Origin of the sequence: Enterovibrio norvegicus DSM 15893, from assembly GCF_900115495.1 — a bacterium.
Classification (GTDB): domain Bacteria; phylum Pseudomonadota; class Gammaproteobacteria; order Enterobacterales; family Vibrionaceae; genus Enterovibrio; species Enterovibrio norvegicus.
The window spans coordinates 11,133-31,887 of the sequence record NZ_FOWR01000045.1; the positions used below are offsets into that span (position 1 = coordinate 11,133).

Consider the following 20,755-nt stretch of genomic DNA (forward strand, 5'->3'; position numbering starts at 1 on the left):
GACTCGATGGGTGACACGATAATCTGATTTCGATCGCAAATATCTCAATCATCGGCGCTAGTATAGCGTCGAATTATTAAATGCCAATTGCTAGATAGCGAGGGATCATCTAGCAACGAATTTATTGAATCGGATATTAATGGATATAAGCAGTGAAAATAATTTAAATATATTTAAAACAGATAGATAGTTTCATTGGAAAGCTGAGCTTACGCGGTTTGATACTGGAGTAAATATGACATTGATCACATTAAAATAACTTATTCAACAAATGGCAATGAAAGTAGTTATGCATGTGTATGAGCCACGAAAGCAGTGTGTTACATTCCCGTGGTTTTGTTGTGGGAATTGGTCAATAAAGCCAATGTTAGCCTGCGATCTGTCTAGTAAATGTACAATAAACGAAAATATTTATGAAAGTTTACTACATATGATCCTGATCAATTTCCTAAGTTTGTGAAAATCTATAATCGGTTTTGAAAGTTATTTACTAAATGCTTGCCCAAGCTCACTGAGGAAGTGTGATGCTTAGGCCTCTAACAAAACGAGCATGTAGTTACTAAATAATTTTCAAACTTTAGGTATGTAGGAGACAACTATGCCTGTAACGAATGTAGCTGAACTCAACGCAATGGTTGAGCGCGTCAAAAAAGCGCAGAAAGAATTCGCGACTTACTCTCAAGAGCAAGTTGATAAAATCTTCCGTGCTGCTTCTCTAGCTGCTAACAACGCCCGTATTCCTCTGGCACAACAAGCTGTCGAAGAATCTGGCATGGGTATTGTCGAAGACAAGGTTATTAAAAACCACTTCGCTTCTGAATTTATCTACAACAAATACAAAGACGAAAAAACCTGCGGCATCTTGGAAGAAAACGACGAGTTCGGTACTTTCACTATCGCTGAACCAGTAGGTATCATCTGCGGTATCGTTCCAACCACCAACCCAACCTCAACGGCTATCTTCAAATCTCTTATCTCTTTGAAGACACGTAACGGTATTATCTTTTCGCCACACCCACGTGCTAAAAACTCAACGAACGACGCTGCGAAGCTGGTTCTTGATGCTGCCGTTGCTGCTGGCGCACCAAAAGACATCATCGGTTGGATCGACGAGCCATCTGTAGAACTGTCTAACCTTCTTATGAAGCACGATGACATTAACCTTATCCTTGCAACTGGTGGTCCAGGCATGGTTAAAGCGGCTTACTCTTCAGGTAAACCTGCTATCGGTGTAGGCGCAGGTAACGTGCCGGTTGTTATCGATGAAACGGCTGACGTGAAACGCGCAGTGGCTTCTATTCTGATGTCTAAAACGTTCGATAACGGTGTTGTGTGTGCTTCTGAGCAAGCGGCAATCGTTGTTGACTCTGTTTACGACGAAGTGAAAGCACGTTTTGCTTCTCACAAAGGTCATGTACTAAGCAAAGACGACGCAGCGAAAGTGCGTAAAGTCCTGCTTATCGACGGTGCGCTTAACGCGAAGATCGTTGGCCAACCAGCAGTTAAGATCGCTGAAATGGCAGGCGTAACAGTACCTGCTGACACCAAAGTACTTATCGGTGAAGGTCTAGGTAAAGTGTCTTATGACGACGAGTTCGCACATGAGAAACTGTCTCCAACTCTGGGTCTGTTCCGCGCTGATGATTTCGAAGATGCTGTTGCTCAAGCAGTGACCATGGTTGAAATCGGCGGTATCGGCCACACGTCTGGTCTTTACACTAACCAAGACGTTAACCAAGACCGCATCCGTTACTTCGGTGACAAGATGAAAACGGCTCGTATCCTTGTCAACATCCCAACCACTCACGGTGGTATCGGTGACCTGTACAACTTTAATGTTGCACCATCACTGACGTTGGGTTGTGGTTCTTGGGGTGGTAACTCTATCTCTGAGAACGTAGGTCCTAAGCACCTTATCAACAAGAAGACTGTAGCGAAGCGAGCTGAAAACATGCTGTGGCACAAACTACCGAAATCAATCTACTTCCGCCGTGGTAGCCTACCAATCGCACTTGGTGATTTGGAAGGCAAGAAACGCGCGATGATCGTGACTGACCGCTTCCTGTTCAACAACGGTTACTCTGACGAAATCGTTGCGTTGTTGAAAGCGCAAGGCATGGAAGTGCAGACGTTCTTCGAAGTAGAAGCCGATCCAACATTGTCTGTTGTAGAGAAAGGTGCTGCAGCAATGCAGAGCTTCCAACCTGACGTAATCATCGCATTGGGCGGCGGTTCACCGATGGATGCAGCGAAAATCATGTGGGTAATGTACGAGCACCCAGAAACGCATTTCGAAGAACTAGCAATGCGCTTCATGGACATCCGTAAACGTATCTACAAATTCCCTAAAATGGGTAAAAAAGCGGAATTGGTTTGTATCACAACCACGTCAGGTACGGGTTCAGAAGTCACACCTTTCGCGGTTGTTACTGATGACAAGACTGGCGCAAAATACCCACTGGCTGACTACGAGTTGACACCACAAATGGCAATCGTAGATGCAAACCTAGTGATGAACATGCCTAAATCGCTAACCGCATTCGGTGGTTACGATGCAGTGACTCACGCACTAGAAGCATACGTATCTGTTCTTGCGAACGAGTATTCTGATGGTCAAGCACTTCAAGCTCTGAAGATGCTGAAAGAATACCTACCATCAAGCTACGCGAACGGTGCAACTGACCCAATCGCGCGTGAGAAAGTACACAATGCAGCGACCATCGCAGGTATCGCGTTTGCTAACGCATTCCTAGGTGTATGTCACTCAATGGCGCACAAAATCGGTGCTGAGTTCCACCTACCACACGGTCTGGCGAACGCACTACTGATTTCTAACGTGGTTCGTTACAACGCGAATGACAACCCAACAAAACAAACAGCATTCTCTCAGTACGACCGCCCACAAGCACGTCGTCGCTACGCAGAAGTTGCTGAGCACTTAGGTCTAGCGCAAATCGGTGACAGCACAGCGCAGAAAATCGAGCGTCTACTTGCTTGGTTGGAAGAGTTGAAACTAAACCTAGATATCCCATTGTCTATCCAAGCGGCGGGTGTATCTGAGTCTGACTTCCTTGCGAAACTGGATGAGCTAGCAGTAGAAGCATTCGATGACCAATGTACTGGTGCAAACCCACGCTACCCATTGATCACTGAGCTGAAAGAAGTGCTGGTTGCTTCTTACTACGGTAACGCATTTGTTGAAGGTGAAACGTTCGAAGGTACAACTGTTATCAAGAAGAAAGCAGACCAAGAAGCCGCGAAACCAGCAGCAAAAACAAAAAAAGAAGCAGCTAAAGCGTAATGCGATAACTGATTCTTAGAAAGAAGCCCGCAGATGCGGGCTTTTTTTATGGTTTTTTCGGGAATGCTTTGCTCAGCTAGCGGCTTCGAGAATACGTCCTGTGAAGCTGTCGTTTTCTACGATATACGCAGCCCCATCAATCATGTCGTAGTTAATAGCAGGGTGATGATGGATGAGCCCTTTGTCGTTGTGACGTAGACGTGGTAATACACCCCCAACACGAATGTTTGCGTGTTCAAGTTCTTGCGCCCAACTTCGTGTAAGCCCTCTGATCACCGCATTTGAACTGTCGAGTGTGATTTCTTCTTCCATGTCTGTTAGTACACCAGGAATATTAACAATCACACCTTTGCGTCCGGTATCGAGCATATTGAACGCGGCACCGCGACCGAACAGGTACAAATTGGATGCGACATCTGCAATGGTTTGATTGACCGTATCGCTGCTTGCCAAGAGACAAGGTAGACCACCGGCTTGCCAATAGTTGATCAGAACATCCACCGCACCCATTTCGCGGTTGACCTCTTCAAACAGATAAGAAATGTTATCCACATCTCTGCTCTCCAGGAGGAAGGAATAACAACTGCCACCCGCCGTTAAACAGGATTCATAGGTTGCCTGAAGTTTTTGGCAATCCGTATCAACCAACGCCACGCGCGCTCTAAGTTTGCAGAAATGCTCGGCCATTGCGCGGCCTGTTGGTGTTCCTGCTGCTGTAATTACAATGACGGATTTGGCAATATCCATTGTCTGACCTTACTTATCTATTTACGACACAACCATTGTTATACTGCTTTCATTAACAACTTATACCCAGCTTTTTAAGGGGTGGATAACAATCTTGGACCATGATCTGCGAAAGTGGTATGAAGATGTGCAAAAAAGAGTGTGCAAACTGTGTGCAAAGTTAATTTTTTAGGAAGTGATCACAGTTATGTTTTATTTGGTAATCTAGCTTGAAGCTGACGTGGGATCGTGATAGGTGTCGATGCTTAGTGTTTAAGAATCAATGTGTTAGGCGTGGGCGCTTAGCTCTTGATAGCGTTTTGCAATAACGAGTTGATTATAAAGGTTTACCGGATCCAGTTCGGTAGTTGTGCGGTTTTCAGCAGCTAGCTTTCTACGCTGATGACCTGACAAGTTATGGTACACATCTTCGCCCAAATCATGTGTTCCAAATGCAGGAAAATGTAGTGCAGAAGGTGAAACGCAATGGTTCAAACGCGCACTGTCGATCCCTGATTGATGAAAGGCATCTGCTTGTTTTCCACAAAGATCGTAATCAATCTCCTCCGCTGAAAGACGAGCTGGCTCCGGAAGATTGAGCGCTTTTCGTAAATCGGCGTCTGTCGATTTTTCTGGATAAGGAGGATCGAGAGGGGTGGTCTCTGTTGCATCCACAGAGAGCAGTGCAAGCATCAAAGCAAAATCCGAACGACGGCCTTGTGTCACAGCATGGCTAAGCTGATCGCCTAACTGAACATCTGTGATTAAATTGGCTTTGTCGAGTGCGTGAATTTGCATAATTCTCTACGGTCATGTCGGATACCTTTTTTGTATCGGCATGAATGACCGTTGCTTTAGGCTTTATTTCACTCTTTTTTCATTTGGTTACGGGCGGTTAGAGAATATCCAAAAACGGAAAAAGCCCGCGATGCGGGCTTTTTAGTTGCAACATGACAATGAAGGCCGCGGTTGCTGATAGTTAAGATGTCGCGCTACGCGTTCAGCGCTTGCTCTAAATCAGCAAGAATGTCATCAATGTGCTCAATACCCACAGACAAACGAATCATTTCTGGTGAAACGCCTGCTTGCGCTTGTTCATCTTCGCTCATCTGACGGTGCGTGGTCGAAGCAGGGTGGCACGCCAGTGATTTAGCATCACCAATGTTAACCAAACGCTTAAACAACGCCAAAGCATCATAGAAACGTACACCCGCTTCATAACCGTCCTTCATGCCAAAGGAAAGAATCGCAGAAGGTTGCCCTTTCATGTATTTCTGCGCAAGTGCATGGTGCTCAGAATCTGGCAAACCTGCATAGCTTACCCAGCTCACTTTCTCGTGACCTTGAAGGTATTCAGCCACTTTCAACGCATTTTCTACATGACGTTCCATACGCAATGACAGCGTCTCCAACCCTTGCATCAACATAAATGCATTCATCGGAGACAGTGCTGCGCCTGTGTTTCGAAGTGGCACCGTACGGGCTCGGCCAATGAACGCGGCATCCCCAAATGCTTCCGTATATACCACACCGTGGTAAGCCGCTTCGGGCTGGTTAAACACAGGGAACCGCGTTTTGTGTTGGGCCCAAGGGAATTTACCGGAATCTACGATGACACCGCCCAGCGTTGTGCCGTGGCCGCCAATGTACTTGGTGAGTGAGTGAACAACGATATCAGCGCCATGTTCGATAGGTTTACACAACACAGGTGTAGCAACCGTGTTATCCACAATCACTGGCACGCCTTGCGCATGGGCAAGCTCAGCCACCTTCGCTAAATCGACAATGTTGCCCGCAGGGTTACCAATACTTTCGCAGTAAACCGCCTTTGTATTTTCATCAATCAAAGCCGCCAGGCTTTCAGGTTTATCGTCTTTTGCGAATCGAACTTCAATGCCTTGCTTTGGTAGCATGTGCGCAAACAAGGTGTAAGTGCCGCCGTAAAGCTGTGGCGTAGACACGATGTTGTCACCCATTTCAGCCAAGGTTTGAATTGCGTAGTTGATTGCTGCGCTGCCCGCGCTCACAACCAAACCTGCAATGCCACCTTCCAATGCGGCCATACGTTGTTCAAGCACGTCATTGGTTGGGTTCATTATACGGGTATAGATGTTGCCGGGAACGGCGAGGTTAAACAGATCTGCACCGTGTTGGGCGCTGTCGAACTCATAAGCAACGGTCTGGTAAATCGGCGTTGCAACAGACTTCGTCGTAGGGTCAGTTTGATAGCCAGCGTGAATCGAGAGCGTTTCGTCTTTCATTTTTCGTCCTTGATAGGCGATAACCAAACGTATGACTATCGCACAAAGAAAACGTCGTTAGTTTGTATTCCCTCAAGGTTTTCAACATTCGACCGACGGGCGTTAGCGTCTACGCAGTAACAATAATCATTCGAGGCACTTCGCATTTATTGCCTTTTGCTAAACCTAGAGTATTAAGTTGTTCATACACTTTAGCGAGCACCCATGAACGAAAGGTAGGCGCGGTATGGCGTTGAATGTCTTCTTAACACGTTGGATTTTCCATCTTTTCACGTGGAGTTTTCTCGTTGTTTTTTTAGTATGGATTGTACTTTCGGCGACCTTAGACGATGCAGGCATCTATGAAGAGATGCTGTGCCTAGGTTTGGGCATATCCATGGCCTATGAATGCGTGCTTCATAAAAAGACACTCAAAGAGCGTTGGTTATGGCTGGGGTGGGCGATATTTGGTGTGGGTAATCTACTCGATGTATTAGACGAGATAATCAATAACGAGGAATTGAGACTCTTATACTTGGATACCAGCCTGAAGATACTCGGCATTATGGTGATTTGCTACGCCTTTCTAAAGCAGATTTTATCGCGAGAAAAATTGATTCACCGACTTGCTGAGGAGGCCAGAATCAACACATCTCTTCGCGACCGCCTTTATCGAGATGCACGAATCGATGAACTTACTCAGCTGGGAAACCGCCGAGCCTGTTTTGAAAAAATGAATCAACTGAATAAAACCAACGATGTTCTTTACTACTTGGATTTAGACAATTTTAAGCAATGTAATGACAACTATGGTCATCAGGTAGGAGATAAGGTGCTGAACATATTCGGTCGATACATGACGGAGTATTTCGGAACGCACCTCAGTTTTCGTGTCGGTGGGGATGAGTTTGTTGCTTTCGGTCCCGGCAAAGAAGACCTCGATACATTGACCAAGAAGCTCGTACCGGGCATCGAAAAATATGGCGTGTCCGTCAGCATTGGTATGATTGAACTCAGCGCCCACGACAACATTGATGAGCTGTTAAACATGGCTGATCAAGAAATGTATCGCGTTAAATTTCGCCGTCAACCGCGAGTCTGATCGCCACCCAGAGATTTGAGGCGAATGCGCGTACGGTGCATGTTAAAGCGATAAATGGCCGCAAGTAACACGCAAACGATACCTGGAAAGACAAAAACCAGTGCGCCCAGCGCAGGGTAAAGCACGGCACTCAGCATGCCACCAGAAATAAACCCTACAGTGATGACCAAGAACAAGACCAGTTTTCTTCGGTTCAGCGCCTCTCCACGTAATCTTGCACCAAACATCAGGCCCAGATCAGTAATCACGCCCGTAATGTGAGTGGTCCGAACGATGGCTCCGCTATAGCTAGTGACTAACCCGTTTTGAATGCCACATGCTCCGGCGGCGAGATATAACCCAAAGACAGCGTGATTCGCCATGGGGTAAATTGCACCGAATAAGAGCGCAGCTTCAGCGATCAACAGCACATCATAACGCCTTCCTAATGACAAGGTTCCGTCTTTCAAGATCAATCCGGAGAGCAACGCCCCACCGAAGAAACTGGCAAGGATGCTGACAAGGTGGGCCAATTTAACGGGATGATTGTTAATCAGATCTGTGCCAATCAGTGTCGCGGTGCCCGATAAATGAGAGATAGCCTGATGCTCAAAGCCCAGCAAGCCAATGCCATTCACGAAACCTGCCGTCATCGCAAGAACAAACGCACAGTATTCAACCCATTTAGGGAGCTTGGAAATCACGTGTAAACCTTTGCAGAAAATTCTAATCAGAGGGAGATCAGCAAGGGTTGCTGAAAGATCGTGAAGTCTACACCAATCAAGCTCAACGTGTGTGGTTGAGATCAAGACGGGCGTAGAAAGAAGCGAGAGAGGGAAGGCTGAAGGCGCTAACTTTGCGGATCGATGGTCACATCACCGTGGATAACACATTGGCAAGCTAGGCGGCGTTTCTCTCCATCGAGTTCGAGCGTATCCAGCAAGTCTTGCTCGTCTTCGTTTTTCGGGGAGACGTTATGCATGCCAGACACAACATCAATCAAGCAGGTTCCACACGCGGCAGAGCGACAGCCAAACGGCACTTCATTGTCGCGGCTATCTTCGAGATCAATCAAAGAACTGTTCGTCGGAAGATCGACACTGTTTCCGGTTCGAGAGAAGGTCACTCTTGGCATAAATTCGATCCTTACTGTCAAATGAAGAAAAATACAAAAGTGAGTGATGATTTCAAGTTGCTAATAATAAGCATAATTTATTTTTGACGAATTGCGCTTAAGATTATTTGTATAGAAAATTTACACATCATAGTGACAATTTATAGGCAAGTTGGTTTCTTATTGTACAGATGATTGCAGCCACTAATTCAGTGGTGGTAATCAAAAAGCAGTACACGGAATAAAAGCCGGTTCAACACATTGTGCTATTTATTTAATGAGTAAGAAAAAACAAGAGGCCGTTATGTCACAGGAATTCGCGCCATTAAATACCGTATTTCAACAACTTCCCTCTATTGTTCGTAGACGCGACGTTTCATTCTCTGTGTGGACTCAGGAAATGTTGCTTATCGGCCTTAATTACTTCTCAGCAAATGCCGCTTCCTTATCGCGCATTGATAATAAAGAACTTCATATCGTTGAATGTATTTCAGAAGGCAGTGTGCCTGAGCGTTTCTCAGGGCAGGTGGTGTCTGTCAGCAGTTCGTTTTGCGGGATCACCGCAGGGTCAGAAAAAGCCATTATCGCGCCAGATACCCAGCAGCATGAAAAGTTAGCGGGCCATCCTGCCATAAATTCGCTTCCTCAAGGGTATTGGGGCGTGGCGATCTATTTTGGTGGTGCGGTGTGGGGAACCTTGAGCTTTTCTCGTAACACTGCTGAACCACGACATAACGACGCGCAAGATGAAGATGCCTTGGTACTCATGGCAGGAATGCTAGAAATGAAATTAGAAAATGAAGAATACAGCGCTGAGCTTGAAGGGACGAGACAGTCTTACAGCGAATTGAGCCAACGACTCGAACATTTACAATTCGTCGATCCGCTAACAGAACTCCCAAGTCGTCGTGCCTTGTTTGATTATCTTCACCGCGAGTTAAACCAGCTTATCCGTCGCGATGGGGAAGGGGCTGTTGCGCTGGTGGATATCGATTTTCTTCGTATGACTAACGAGAAGTACGGACATGACGAAGGCGATCGTATTCTCAAAGGAGTCGCGACTGCACTTCGCAACGCCATTCGAAACTATGACTATGTTGCACGTTACAGTGGTGAGCAGTTCATTGTCTGGCTGCCAGACACCCTGCAATCCGAGGTGGCCAAAGTCTGTGAGCGTATGGCAACCCATGTGAATAAGTGTCTGTTGGACGGAAAACCTGTGACCATCAGTGTGGGATATTGTGCGTTTAGAAGTGACAGTGAGTACCCTATCCCTTATGCCCGCGCGTTAGATAAGTTGATCGACATGGCACACAATGCCTTGCTTGAAGCCAAAAACCAGGGAAGAAATTGCGCCATCTCTGCGTCGAAAAAACCTATTACGATCAGATCCTTAACCACACAGGGTTAGTCTGTTTCGACTAAAAACTGAATTCATTCGGTATAAAGTGGTTGATAACACTGAACAAGCCTAAGCTATTAATAGGTGTATCAATTGTGGGAATGTGTTTCTGTGCAGATGTCCGAGAGCGAAAAGGTGATTCGACGCCTTTATCAAATCACACATGATTATGATAAAGGGTTCGACCATCAAATAGCCGAGTTGCTTCAAATGGGTTTGGAGCGCTTTAATCTCGATATTGGCATCCTTTCTCTGATCACTGAAGGCCGTTACATCATTCAACATGTGGTATGCCCTAACGATGTCCTCCTTAAAGCGGGTGATGAGTTTTCTTACGATCTTTCCTATTGCTGGGTAACGGTGGATGCAGGCGGCCCTATTGCGATTGAACATGTGGGTGAGTCAGATGTGTTGGGTCAACACCCCGCGTATTTAGAGTTTGGTTTGGAATCCTACATTGGTATCCCTATTAAACTTGCAGGTGAAGTGGTGGGTACCTTGAACTTTACCAGCCCGAATCCTTACCCACGTGAATTTCGAGACATTGATATTGATTCGCTCAAGCTCATGGCGACGTGGATCGAGGTTGAATTAACCCGCCAACAACAACGCGAAGAGCTTGAAAGACTCAATCGAAAGCTTGAGAGCCTAGTGCGCACCGATCCCCTCACGGAATTACCCAACAGACGCTTCTTGTTTGAACATATTAGGCAAAGTCTCAACATGCTCAATCGACGTAAGTCGCAAGGCGCATTGGTATTGGTCGATCTCGATCATTTTAAGCGGGTGAATGACACCTATGGTCACCAACGGGGCGATCTCGTGCTGATGGAAGTGGCGGAAGTGCTCAGAAACGCGATTCGAAATTATGATTTTGTCGGGCGTTACGGCGGCGAAGAATTCATGTTGTGGTTGCAAGATATAGAGCTTCATAAGGTTGACGCAGTGTGTGAGCGTATTCGACAAGGTCTTAGCAAGATGCCGCTGGACGGTATTACCGTGACAGCGAGTATGGGCGTGTGCCATTTCCATTGCGAAAATACGCCCTCGTTTAGCGCGGAAGAAACGATTGATCGCATCATCTACTTGGCTGATACCGCCATGTTTGATGCCAAACACGCGGGTCGTGACTGTTATGTCATCTGCAAAAACACGTCATTGGCGGTAAGCCAATTGGAAGCGCTGGCGTAGCCTATCCTGAAAGATTGAAAGATTGAAAGATTGCGAGACAGCGAGACAGCGAGATTGCGAGATTGTGAGATTACGAGATAGGAGAACGCTAACCTCTCGCTCTTATCTCGTACCTCAAATCTCTTACCTCGCCCCTCTAAATCTCAACGCTCCTCCCCCTACCTATACAAATAAACAGAAAGAAAATAATTCACCTGATCATTGATCGCCTTAATGATCATCGCCATCTCCGTGACATCGCCACCGCTTGTAATATCCCAAGGAATAAACTTGCCATACGTGGGGAAAGGCTTTCCTGATTGCACGGCTGACGGTGTTAGAGCGACAACAAAATCAACGTGTTCGTCTGCGTAGTGCTCCAAGGGCTTTAAGTTCGTTGACGAGCAATCAATGTTGTAACGTCGGAGTGTCCCGCACGCGGCATCTTCATTAAACACCTTCCCGGTAAACCCACTAATCCCGGTGTAATGAGTGTCTGCTTTATGGTTCAACACACTTTGTGCAATCAGCGATAGCCCCTCGCGCCCATCACACAGAAACAATACCCGTGGTTTTTTGTCCACGCGCTGCGTCTTGCGTTTGTCGGTCGGCGTAGGGTGTGCCTTATCGGTAGAAGTCGAATCGGAACTGCACGCGTTGGTGGTCAACGTTGAAGGTTGTATTGGCTGAGTCATCCTTTTCTCTCATGTTTTTTATATTACAAAGCCAAGTGCTGAAACTGCGCAAGCAAATGAGTGTGAGTGAGGTGCGTCTCGTTTTACGTCTTTTGTTTTTTGCGCCGGGCGGGCGTTTTGTCTCGCTGAGAAAACGCATTGATTGATTCAAACACGCCTGAGCGCCGCGAAAACAGAGTATGTCGGATATGTGTCAGTGATGTGACGTATGGATGTCATTAATGTGTTTGTATTTAAGCGAATGGGTTGTAACTAAATCTTCACAATTAAGTCAGGGAAGTGTCACATAAGGAATCTAAATTTATCCGCAGACATGAGGCAAAACTTAATAGCTCAACGGTAACAACGCCAGAGAGTGAACATTTCAAAAATATCGACTTGGAGGTTGATGTGAAACTTAAGACTCTGATTGCGGCATCTACAGTATGCCTGTCAACGTTTGCAGCGGGCAACGCAGCGGCAGCAACACGTGACTACATTAGTATTGTTGGTTCTTCAACAGTGTACCCATTTGCGACAGTGGTAGCGGAACGCTTCGGTCGCACCTCAGAATTCTCGGTACCAAAAATTGAGTCTACAGGCTCAGGCGGCGGTTTGAAGCTGTTCTGTGCAGGTGTTGGCGAAAACACGCCAGACATCACTAACGCATCACGCAAAATCAAAAGCTCAGAAGTGGCGCTTTGTGCCAAGAACGGCGTGAAAGAGATCGTTGAAGTGAAAGTGGGCTATGACGGCATCGCCTTCGCAAACTCGAAGAAATCGCAGCAGTTCGACATCACCCTGAAAGACCTTTTCACTGCGCTAGCGAAAGTGGTGCCGGATGCAAACGGCAACCTGATTGAAAACCCGAACAAAACGTGGAAAGACGTAAACGCGTCGCTTCCAGCGCTGAAAATTGAAGTGCTTGGTCCACCACCAACGTCTGGTACTCGCGATGCATTCGTTGAGCTAGCAATGGAAGGTGGTTGTAAGCAGTACCCAGCATTGAAAGCGATGAAAAAAGCGGACAAGAAAAAGTTCAAAGCAGTGTGTCACGGTATTCGTGAAGACGGCGCATTCATTGAAGCGGGCGAGAACGACAACCTTATCGTTCAGAAGCTAGATGCAAACCCAAGTGCATTCGGCATCTTTGGTTACAGCTTCCTTGAGCAGAACTCTGACAAAGTACAAGGCGCGAAAATTGGCGGTGTAGTACCAACGTTTGATGCTATCGGCGACGGTTCTTACCCTGTGTCTCGCTCACTGTACTTCTACGTGAAAAAAGCACACGCAGACGTGATTCCAGGCCTTCAACAGTACGTTGCTGCCTTTACGTCTGAAGATGCAATTGGTGACGAAGGTTACCTGACAGACCGTGGTTTGATTCCACTGTCTGCACGTGATTGGAAACTGGTTCGCAACAGCGCAGTAGATTTAACACCAAATCTGTAAGTTGTAACCCTTGAGTGGTGCGTCGAAAGGCGCACCACTTTTGCTGTATCAGGGATTAAGGAATAGGGATGACGACATCCACATTGATGGTGACAGTAGCGCTGCTCGCGTTTAGCGCATACTTCCTCGCCAAAAAACGCTCCCGAGATGTGGCTACCGTAAGCGGTGGTTTAAACACACTTCATTCTCGGCCTGCCTATTACGGTTCGTTTGCTGCCATTCTTGCGGCAATTCCGAGCTTTCTCTTGCTGATCCTCTGGCAAGCGATTGAGCCAAGTACGGTGGAATCATTGGTCATGGCACAAGTGCCACAAGCAACCATTGACGCGCACCAGAATATTCAATTGCTCTATAGCCAAATTATCCATATTGCTAACGGTGTGCTTCAAACCGAAGACCCAAGCTTGTTGGCCGCAGCAGGACATTATCAACATCTGGAAGGCATTGGCCAAACGCTGCGTTTTGTCGCCGTGGCTGCCTTGTCTCTTGTCGGTGTGGCGTTGGGTTGGCGTATCGTTAAACCGAAGCTGAAAGCGCGACACTATGTGGAAAGATGCCTGCAATTTTTCCTCATGTTTTGTTCAACACTGGCGATTTTGACCACCCTAGGTATCGTCCTTTCCGTGTTGTTTGAAGCGATTCGCTTCTTCCAAATCATTCCAATGACCGACTTCTTGTTTGGAACATCTTGGTCGCCACAAATTGCCCTTCGTGCTGACCAACAAGGTGCAAGCGGTGCATTCGGCGCAATTCCACTCTTTACCGGCACCTTGATGATCTCATTGATCGCCATGTGTATCGCCGCGCCAATTGGTTTGATGAGTGCAATTTACTTAGCGGAATACGCGTCTCCACGCGTGCGTAACATTGTTAAGCCCATTTTGGAGATCCTTGCGGGTATTCCAACCGTCGTTTATGGCTTCTTCGCAGCGTTGACCGCAGCGCCCTTTATTCGTGACATCGCACATGCAATGGGCTTGAGCGGTGCATCATCAGAAAGTGCATTGGCGGCAGGTGTCGTCATGGGCGTCATGATCATTCCGTTTGTGTCATCCCTGTCTGATGACGTGATCACCGCCGTACCTCAAGCATTACGCGATGGCTCGTTAGGCCTAGGCGCAACGCGGTCAGAAACCATTAAAAGCGTGGTTATTCCCGCTGCATTACCGGGCATTGTGGGTGGTTTGTTGCTTGCGGTTTCACGCGCCATCGGTGAAACCATGATCGTGGTAATGGCCGCTGGCCTGTCAGCGAACCTCACCGCCAACCCGCTTGATTCTGTCACCACAGTGACCGTTCAAATCGTCACCTTGCTGGTGGGCGACCAAGAATTCGATAGTCCGAAAACACTCGCTGCATTTGCTTTGGGTTTGACCCTGTTTGTCGTGACCTTGGCGCTTAACTTTGTCGCACTTCGTATCGTGAAGAAATATCGAGAGCAGTATGACTGATAGATTGTTGAAAATCGCTGAAACCAAGCGAGAGAAAGTCAAAGCAGGCGTCGCACGCCGCCGTGCAAAGGAAAACCGCTTCCGTTTTTACGGTATCGCGTCGATTTCCATGGCGTTTGCTTTTCTTATTGTGTTGATGACCACCATTGTTTCCGACGGCTACACCGCGTTCTACACCACGGAAATCAAACTGACCGTGGATTTGTCTGAAAGTGCGTTGGGCATTGAAGGCGAGGACATCAACAAGAAGACATTGATGAATGCCAGCTTCCGCAAAGTGGTGCGTAAAGCCATTCTTCAAGAAATCCCCGTTGATGGTCGTAAGAACAAGCGTGCGCTTTACGCGTTCTTATCGAACGGCGCGGAATACGACCTGCGCGACATGGTGATTGCGGATCCATCTTTGGTTGGTCAGAAGATCGAATACTGGGCGCAAGCCGGTGACAACTTCAACCAATACAACAAAGGCAACATCAAAGCAGAAACGCCAGAAGATGGCCGGATGTTCAAGAACCAACACATTGCGTGGTATGACGAACTGGTACGTGAAGGTAACGTTCGCACCGTGTTTAACTCGAACTTCTTCACCAACGGTGACAGCCGCGATGCAGAGCTTGCAGGCATTTGGGGCGCAACCGTTGGGTCGTTTTACACCCTATTAGTGACACTGGTTCTTAGCTTCCCGATTGGTATCTCTGCCGCGATTTACCTTGAAGAGTTTGCGCCGCGTAATCGCGCCACTGAGCTTATCGAAATCAACATCAATAACCTCGCAGCGGTTCCTTCGATTGTGTTTGGTTTGTTGGGTTTGGCAGTGTTTCTTAACGTGGCAGATTTACCGCGTTCCGCACCGGTTGTGGGTGGTTTGGTGCTCACATTGATGACGCTACCGACCATCATTATTTCAAGCCGCGCCGCGATTAAAGCTGTGCCGCCGTCCGTGCGCGACGCTGCATTGGGTGTGGGCGCATCAAAAATGCAAATGGTCATGCACCACGTATTGCCACTGGCAATGCCCGGTATGCTAACTGGCACTATCATCGGTATGGCACAAGCCTTGGGTGAAACCGCGCCGCTGCTGATGATTGGTATGGTTGCCTTCATCGTAGAAGTGCCATCAGGCCCGTTAGACGCAGCAACCGCGCTGCCAGTACAAATTTATCTCTGGGCAGAAAACCCAGAAAAAGGTTTTGTTGAGAATACTTCAGGCGCAATTATGGTGCTGCTGGCGTTCTTGGCATTTATGAACGCATGTGCCGTCATCATGCGTAAGCGCTTAGAGCGCAGATGGTAGGAGTATGAATATGACAACCACAACCGTAATGACAAATGAAGTGACTCACATCGGCGAATTCCCGCAGAGCAAAAAAATGGGCGCTGCAGAGCATACTGCCGCACCGAAAGAAACCTGTGGCGTTCCGTTTGTAGACGCACCGAGAATGACGGCAAGAAACGTCAGCGTGAGCTACGAGGCAGGCGCGAAATCTGCCATTCGCAACATCAACCTCGACATTGGCGAGAAGCAAGTGCTTGCCATGATTGGTCCTTCAGGTTGTGGTAAATCAACGTTCCTTCGTTGTTTGAACCGCATGAACGACACAGTGCCAGGTTGTGAAGTGAAAGGGGAGATCTTGCTGGACGGCCATAACATCTATGCCAAAGAGCAAGAGATCGTCGAGCTGCGTTCACAAGTCGGCATGGTATTCCAACGCCCGAACCCATTCCCGAAATCCATCTACGACAACGTGGCTTATGGCCCACGCATCCATGGCTTGGTTGATAACAAAGACGAGCTAGACGGCGTGATCGAAGAATCACTGCGTCGCGCAGGTTTGTGGGATGAAGTAGCATCACGTTTGGATCAGCCCGCAACCGGATTGTCAGGCGGTCAGCAGCAGCGTCTGTGTATCGCACGCAGCATCGCGATTGCACCCGAAGTTATCTTGATGGACGAACCGTGTTCAGCGCTTGACCCCATCGCAACGGGCATCATCGAAGATCTTATTGAAGAACTAAAAGAAAACTTCAGCATCGTGATGGTCACGCACTCAATGTCACAAGCAAAGCGCGTGTCAGACCGCACCGCATACTTCCATTTGGGCGATTTGGTGGAGTTGAATACCACAGAAAATGTATTCAACAACCCAGAGCACAAACTCACACGCGATTACATCAGCGGCCGTTTCGGATAATCACCGACAAGAGCACTAAAAAATAGGCGAGCTCAGTGCTCGCCTTTTTGTTTCCCCCCGAGCAGCGACTGTATTTCTCGCCCAGTTATTGCACGAATTGATCGTGTCACACCCACTTTGTTCAAACCCTGTGCAAACGCACCGATTTCATTAAATTCTTGCTTTACAAGATCCTGAACCCCCTATAATATTCGCGGCAACAACGGAGAGATGGCTGAGTGGTTTAAAGCACCGGTCTTGAAAACCGGCGAGGGTTTATAGCCCTCCTAGGGTTCAAATCCCTATTTCTCCGCCAAATTAGAAAAGGCCGCTGGCTCTTATAAACAAGAGGCAGCGGCCTTTTTCGTATCTGTAATAAACCGATGGAAATAGGGGGTATAACCCTAGCCAGAGGTCTTCAGCAGACGCTTCACTGCCCACCATGTTACGGCTTCAATGTTTGAACCGGTTATCAGCTAAACAAATCCGAGAGTATGTGTACTCTCGGATTGTGCCTATGGGTAGGCATATTTGGCGAAGATCATTACAGCGCGGTTGGAGGCCAAGCCGATAGATCACAAGCAAGGTTCAACGGCGAACGGTAATATTCATCCGTTGCATCGTCATACCACACAGCTTGTAAGCTTCCGTCAACGCACTCGACCAAGGGTGTCAGCCCTGTTTCTGGCGGGATCACTGTGCCACTTGCTGCACTTACGCTAGCCAAAATCGGACTGGGTTTCGCGGGAAGTGAAAAGCCGCCTCCGCACCACCCTGTGCCCGTGCTGATATCTTCTGCATCACAAATCGCGTCAGTGACATCAAACACAACGGAACCACCGCCTTGATTGTCTTCTACTATCGCAATATCGCCAACGCTGATTGCAATATCATCAACAACCAGTGGTCGAGGCCAAGTGGTATCAACACCACCATTCACCTCATCCATCGAGGTGCAGGCGCCTAAGTGGCCAACGAATGCCAATGAGCCTTGAACCGCGCCACCGCTTGGGCCGCTATAGTTTTTCACGCCAAACTCAAGTGTGTAGTCAACGGCTGAACCGTTGCCCGATGCTTGCCATACGCCACTTTCTACCGGGCCCCATGAGGCCATAGTGACTTGGCTATGTCCCGCTGTGCGCGACACCAAGCGATTCATCAATCCCGCTTGTGGATCAGTATTGATGATATCGATGTAACCTTCGTTATCCGATTTCATATCCTCAATGGTGACTTTGACATCACCACAGGCACAGAAATCGTTTTGTAGTACATGGGTTGTGTTCGGTGCGGAACCGAAGTTAAACCATGTGTCATTCGGGCCAAAGTTAACGCCGTCATCGTCCATATCACCATCCCAAATTACGCCTGCCCAAGCGGGGTTAGGAGGATAAGTCGTAAACGCATTGCCTACGTTAGGTGGCGTATTCGTGCCCGCAAATACCCAGTTCCCCGCTTCATGCAGTGCGAGTGTGTATTCGGTGTTACACGATTCGGGATAAACAACATCAACGGTGCAATCGATATTTACGTCTGGATCAGTGGGGTTACAGTCTATGTTATTCGGATAGCCATCACCGTCTAGATCGTCAGGCGTAGAATGAGGATTGCTTGGGTCACTACCGACCTCTTTTTCTTCCTCGTCACAGTAACCATCACCATCCGTATCGATACAGTTCTGGCCCAAGCACAGCATCAGTAACGTGCCGTCCACTTCCGTTTGATCGCCGACAATTACATCGAAATCCGTGGCACCTGAGTTGAGCATGTCTGGCATATTCAAAGAAACACCGGGTTGCGACGCATCATTAAACGGCTGTGATTCATTCACGATGCGCAGCGTGCCATTGTTTGACGTTGCCGTGCCCCCAGGTTGAACAGAAGCAACAAACGGACTATTGGTTGGCACACCTGATGTAAAGTCGCCAAAGGCAATCACATCATTTGCCGCGCCAGGCGCGCTAGGGCGTGTATTAATCGCAAACGTTGCATGAGTCACCGTGCTGTTTGGGAAGGCAATATCCAAACTATCGGCAAAGGTGTGTTGTTTTGCGATGGCGGTGTCGTATTCAATTTGTGCAAAGCTGTTTAAATACGCGCCCGCGGTGTGTGGGTCTGCGCCACCGGTGAAATCATCAAAATCGCCGCCCACGATCTCCATATATTGCTCATTGGCAGCACATTCAAATCCATTTTTCACTTCTTCGAGTAGGTCTGCCACTGGCTGCCCTGAAGGCTCTGGCGCGTCTTCACAGGCTGCAATGGCAATGAAATCGACGTTGAGCAATGTTCCGGCCATCACATCTGTTTGTTGACCCGATTGAAGTTGAGCAAGCAAGTTATGGCCATATCCCTGTGACATTGTTGTCGATAACGGGCTGGCATAAACATCATCGCCGTAACTGGTCCATGTGTTAATGATGGTTTGACCGAGCTCGCCAAACCAGGCGTTGTTTTGGAGGCTGCCAAAAATCACCGAACTATTGAAAATGGGGGTATCAGATAAAGATAAGCTATTCTCTCTGAGGCCGATAATGACACGTCCAGCGTTAATGGACGTTGGAATGCCTGAAAGGGTTTCAATGAGTGCAGCTTTTGTGTGTTGTGTTGCATTAAAATCATAATCGGAGACGGCTAAACCATAACTTGGCAGCAATGATGCGTACACTGCGGCCTGGCCTAAGGGGTTTGTTACTTCAGTATTGCTGGTGCCAAAGTTGTCGTTAAGGCCATATAAGTAGAGGTTTTTAATCTCGTTATCATTGCACTGCAATGCCGTTACTGCATGATCCATCGTATTGGTTTTACCTGACTTATCACGCGCATGACTGGCAATCTCTGCAGCATCGTTTTTGCTAAACTGCAATGCATTTGAAAATATCACTGTGCTAGGCATTGGCCCAACCCATTCAACGCAATTACCATATTCATATCTAACACAGTCTGCGGGTGTGACTGTTGCCTCAGGGAGAGGCGTTATTGACGAGAGATCAATGGGCGGGTAGGTGTCATCAGGATTACCCGCGCAATATTCAGGGTAGCGTTCACAAATACTTTGCGACTGAACCGTTAAATTGACCAAGCTTTCTGCCATCGTTTTGATATTCGCAGGCAGCGCGTCACCTAACCCCAGCCCTTGCTCTCCCAAGCGTTCCAAATTCATATTGAGCGCTTGAAGAATGGCTTCGTTTTGAACCTTAGTGCCATCCAACGAAAAGGTATTTTTCAGCACGTTGAGCGCATCTTCATGAGAATGGATGGGGTGCTTTCCAAAGTAAATTCGAAGCCCACTCACGTTGGTTTCACCCAGTGCTCTCAATGTAACGCCGGATGATTGGTCTTCTGGTTTCTGGTACGTCTGCGCCAACAAGTGCAAGCCATGGGCTAACGCATCGAGCGGGCTCGTTGATAAGGATTTAGCGGGTGTCGCAATCGTGCGCACGCCGTTATACGACTGATAGGCAGCGCTACCAATATCTGCTGGTGGGGAAAGCTTCGTGAGTATCAGCGCGTTGTCACCCACATCGGATGAAACCGTTAATTTGTCGAGGGGGACCTCCTGAGTATCACATGAATAATCACCATCGTTATCAATGCATCCCGTCACGTCATAGCCTGAGGGAATGCCCTTCACCTCAACTTTTTGTGTACCATTTGAAGCACTGTCTTCTCCTCCCGTGGAGGCATCTTTCTCTCCACCACAACCCGTTAGCAAAAAGAATATACCCACACTTAGGGCAAAGATTTTATTATTCGCTATCATTTCCCGTTCCTCTTTAAAATAGCGTTGGGAGTGATAGCTTGCAAAATATTATGCCAATATATAACTGGCGTGAACGACAGGGTTAAAAATAGACATGGACGATAAAAGAGAAGTGGTAGAAATATAGAGGTTGGGGAAATAGAAATCGTGATCACAAGAAGCGAGAATATAATGAACAGGAATATAAGAAATGAGAATGTATACCCAAAC

The 20,755-nt window shown here is 47.6% G+C and carries 15 protein-coding genes and 1 tRNA gene; 9 read left to right on the forward strand and 7 right to left on the reverse strand.

Annotated features, from left to right (window positions below; all coding sequences use genetic code 11):
• Positions 1-598 precede the first annotated feature (598 nt).
• Complete coding sequence (adhE, locus tag BM082_RS20950) at positions 599-3,301, forward strand: bifunctional acetaldehyde-CoA/alcohol dehydrogenase (protein ID WP_074928480.1); 2,703 nt, start codon at positions 599-601, stop codon at positions 3,299-3,301.
• A gap of 72 nt (positions 3,302-3,373) precedes the next feature.
• On the opposite strand, the gene BM082_RS20955 is transcribed toward adhE, so the two are convergent.
• The 3 genes from BM082_RS20955 to BM082_RS20965 form a co-directional block, all read right to left on the reverse strand.
• The gene (locus BM082_RS20955; protein ID WP_017014061.1) at positions 3,374-4,048 is read right to left on the reverse strand and encodes an SDR family oxidoreductase; all 675 of its coding nucleotides are present in this window, start codon (positions 4,046-4,048) and stop codon (positions 3,374-3,376) included.
• Positions 4,049-4,315: 267 nt separating this feature from the next.
• On the reverse strand, positions 4,316-4,825 hold the full coding sequence (locus BM082_RS20960; protein ID WP_017010205.1) for a VC2046/SO_2500 family protein: 510 nt from the start codon (positions 4,823-4,825) through the stop codon (positions 4,316-4,318).
• A 194-nt stretch (positions 4,826-5,019) separates the two neighbouring features.
• Complete coding sequence (locus BM082_RS20965; protein ID WP_074928483.1) at positions 5,020-6,288, reverse strand: O-acetylhomoserine aminocarboxypropyltransferase/cysteine synthase family protein; 1,269 nt, start codon at positions 6,286-6,288, stop codon at positions 5,020-5,022.
• Between the two features lie 226 nt (positions 6,289-6,514).
• Here BM082_RS20965 and BM082_RS20970 point away from each other — a divergent pair, with 226 nt between their 5' ends.
• Complete coding sequence (locus tag BM082_RS20970) at positions 6,515-7,369, forward strand: GGDEF domain-containing protein (RefSeq protein ID WP_074928485.1); 855 nt, start codon at positions 6,515-6,517, stop codon at positions 7,367-7,369.
• Here the strand turns inward: BM082_RS20970 and BM082_RS20975 are convergent.
• Both BM082_RS20975 and BM082_RS20980 read right to left on the reverse strand, forming a co-directional pair.
• The gene (locus tag BM082_RS20975; protein WP_017010202.1) at positions 7,354-8,052 is read right to left on the reverse strand and encodes a YoaK family protein; all 699 of its coding nucleotides are present in this window, start codon (positions 8,050-8,052) and stop codon (positions 7,354-7,356) included. The genes BM082_RS20970 and BM082_RS20975 overlap by 16 nt on opposite strands.
• A gap of 146 nt (positions 8,053-8,198) precedes the next feature.
• Positions 8,199-8,483 carry a 2Fe-2S iron-sulfur cluster-binding protein gene (locus BM082_RS20980; RefSeq protein ID WP_074928486.1) on the reverse strand — a complete coding sequence of 95 codons (285 nt, stop codon included), beginning with the start codon at positions 8,481-8,483 and terminating at the stop codon, positions 8,199-8,201.
• 283 nt (positions 8,484-8,766) lie between these two features.
• On the opposite strand from BM082_RS20980, the gene BM082_RS20985 reads away from it, so the two are divergent.
• Positions 8,767-9,873 (forward strand): sensor domain-containing diguanylate cyclase, encoded by a 1,107-nt coding sequence (locus BM082_RS20985; protein WP_074928488.1) that lies wholly within the window; start codon positions 8,767-8,769, stop codon positions 9,871-9,873.
• A gap of 108 nt (positions 9,874-9,981) precedes the next feature.
• Complete coding sequence (locus tag BM082_RS20990; protein ID WP_074928490.1) at positions 9,982-11,055, forward strand: sensor domain-containing diguanylate cyclase; 1,074 nt, start codon at positions 9,982-9,984, stop codon at positions 11,053-11,055.
• A gap of 158 nt (positions 11,056-11,213) precedes the next feature.
• Here the strand turns inward: BM082_RS20990 and BM082_RS20995 are convergent, their stop codons facing one another.
• Positions 11,214-11,729, reverse strand: coding sequence for a hypothetical protein (locus BM082_RS20995; protein ID WP_017014043.1), 516 nt, complete (start codon positions 11,727-11,729; stop codon positions 11,214-11,216).
• 390 nt (positions 11,730-12,119) lie between these two features.
• Here BM082_RS20995 and BM082_RS21000 point away from each other — a divergent pair, with 390 nt between their 5' ends.
• The 5 genes from BM082_RS21000 (at position 12,120) to BM082_RS21020 (ending at position 17,098) form a co-directional block, all read left to right on the forward strand.
• Positions 12,120-13,160: a substrate-binding domain-containing protein gene (locus BM082_RS21000; RefSeq protein WP_074928492.1), complete on the forward strand. Its 1,041-nt coding sequence runs from the start codon at positions 12,120-12,122 to the stop codon at positions 13,158-13,160.
• A 68-nt stretch (positions 13,161-13,228) separates the two neighbouring features.
• The gene (gene pstC, locus BM082_RS21005) at positions 13,229-14,611 is read left to right on the forward strand and encodes a phosphate ABC transporter permease subunit PstC (protein WP_017010195.1); all 1,383 of its coding nucleotides are present in this window, start codon (positions 13,229-13,231) and stop codon (positions 14,609-14,611) included.
• The gene (gene pstA, locus BM082_RS21010; RefSeq protein ID WP_074928495.1) at positions 14,604-15,905 is read left to right on the forward strand and encodes a phosphate ABC transporter permease PstA; all 1,302 of its coding nucleotides are present in this window, start codon (positions 14,604-14,606) and stop codon (positions 15,903-15,905) included. The genes pstC and pstA overlap by 8 nt, the downstream gene beginning before the upstream one ends.
• Before the next feature lie 145 nt (positions 15,906-16,050).
• Positions 16,051-16,803: a phosphate ABC transporter ATP-binding protein PstB gene (gene pstB, locus BM082_RS21015; protein WP_208862545.1), complete on the forward strand. Its 753-nt coding sequence runs from the start codon at positions 16,051-16,053 to the stop codon at positions 16,801-16,803.
• 204 nt (positions 16,804-17,007) lie between these two features.
• Positions 17,008-17,098 (forward strand) — tRNA-Ser (locus BM082_RS21020).
• A 228-nt stretch (positions 17,099-17,326) separates the two neighbouring features.
• Here BM082_RS21020 and BM082_RS21025 read toward each other — a convergent pair.
• Positions 17,327-20,545, reverse strand: a complete 3,219-nt coding sequence (locus tag BM082_RS21025; RefSeq protein ID WP_074928496.1) for a thrombospondin type 3 repeat-containing protein — start codon at positions 20,543-20,545, stop codon at positions 17,327-17,329.
• Positions 20,546-20,755 lie beyond the last annotated feature (210 nt).

What these genes read in the sequence shown, in the direction of transcription:
- adhE (WP_074928480.1), top strand. Translation starts at nt 599, where the DNA reads ATGCCTGTAACGAATGTAGCTGAACTCAACGCAATGGTTGAGCGCGTC.
- BM082_RS20955 (WP_017014061.1), bottom strand. Translation starts at nt 4,048, where the DNA reads ATGGATATTGCCAAATCCGTCATTGTAATTACAGCAGCAGGAACACCA.
- BM082_RS20960 (WP_017010205.1), bottom strand. Translation starts at nt 4,825, where the DNA reads ATGCAAATTCACGCACTCGACAAAGCCAATTTAATCACAGATGTTCAG.
- BM082_RS20965 (WP_074928483.1), bottom strand. Translation starts at nt 6,288, where the DNA reads ATGAAAGACGAAACGCTCTCGATTCACGCTGGCTATCAAACTGACCCT.
- BM082_RS20970 (WP_074928485.1), top strand. Translation starts at nt 6,515, where the DNA reads ATGGCGTTGAATGTCTTCTTAACACGTTGGATTTTCCATCTTTTCACG.
- BM082_RS20980 (WP_074928486.1), bottom strand. Translation starts at nt 8,483, where the DNA reads ATGCCAAGAGTGACCTTCTCTCGAACCGGAAACAGTGTCGATCTTCCG.
- BM082_RS20985 (WP_074928488.1), top strand. Translation starts at nt 8,767, where the DNA reads ATGTCACAGGAATTCGCGCCATTAAATACCGTATTTCAACAACTTCCC.
- BM082_RS20990 (WP_074928490.1), top strand. Translation starts at nt 9,982, where the DNA reads ATGTCCGAGAGCGAAAAGGTGATTCGACGCCTTTATCAAATCACACAT.
- BM082_RS20995 (WP_017014043.1), bottom strand. Translation starts at nt 11,729, where the DNA reads ATGACTCAGCCAATACAACCTTCAACGTTGACCACCAACGCGTGCAGT.
- pstC (WP_017010195.1), top strand. Translation starts at nt 13,229, where the DNA reads ATGACGACATCCACATTGATGGTGACAGTAGCGCTGCTCGCGTTTAGC.
- pstA (WP_074928495.1), top strand. Translation starts at nt 14,604, where the DNA reads ATGACTGATAGATTGTTGAAAATCGCTGAAACCAAGCGAGAGAAAGTC.
- pstB (WP_208862545.1), top strand. Translation starts at nt 16,051, where the DNA reads ATGACGGCAAGAAACGTCAGCGTGAGCTACGAGGCAGGCGCGAAATCT.
- BM082_RS21025 (WP_074928496.1), bottom strand. Translation starts at nt 20,545, where the DNA reads ATGATAGCGAATAATAAAATCTTTGCCCTAAGTGTGGGTATATTCTTT.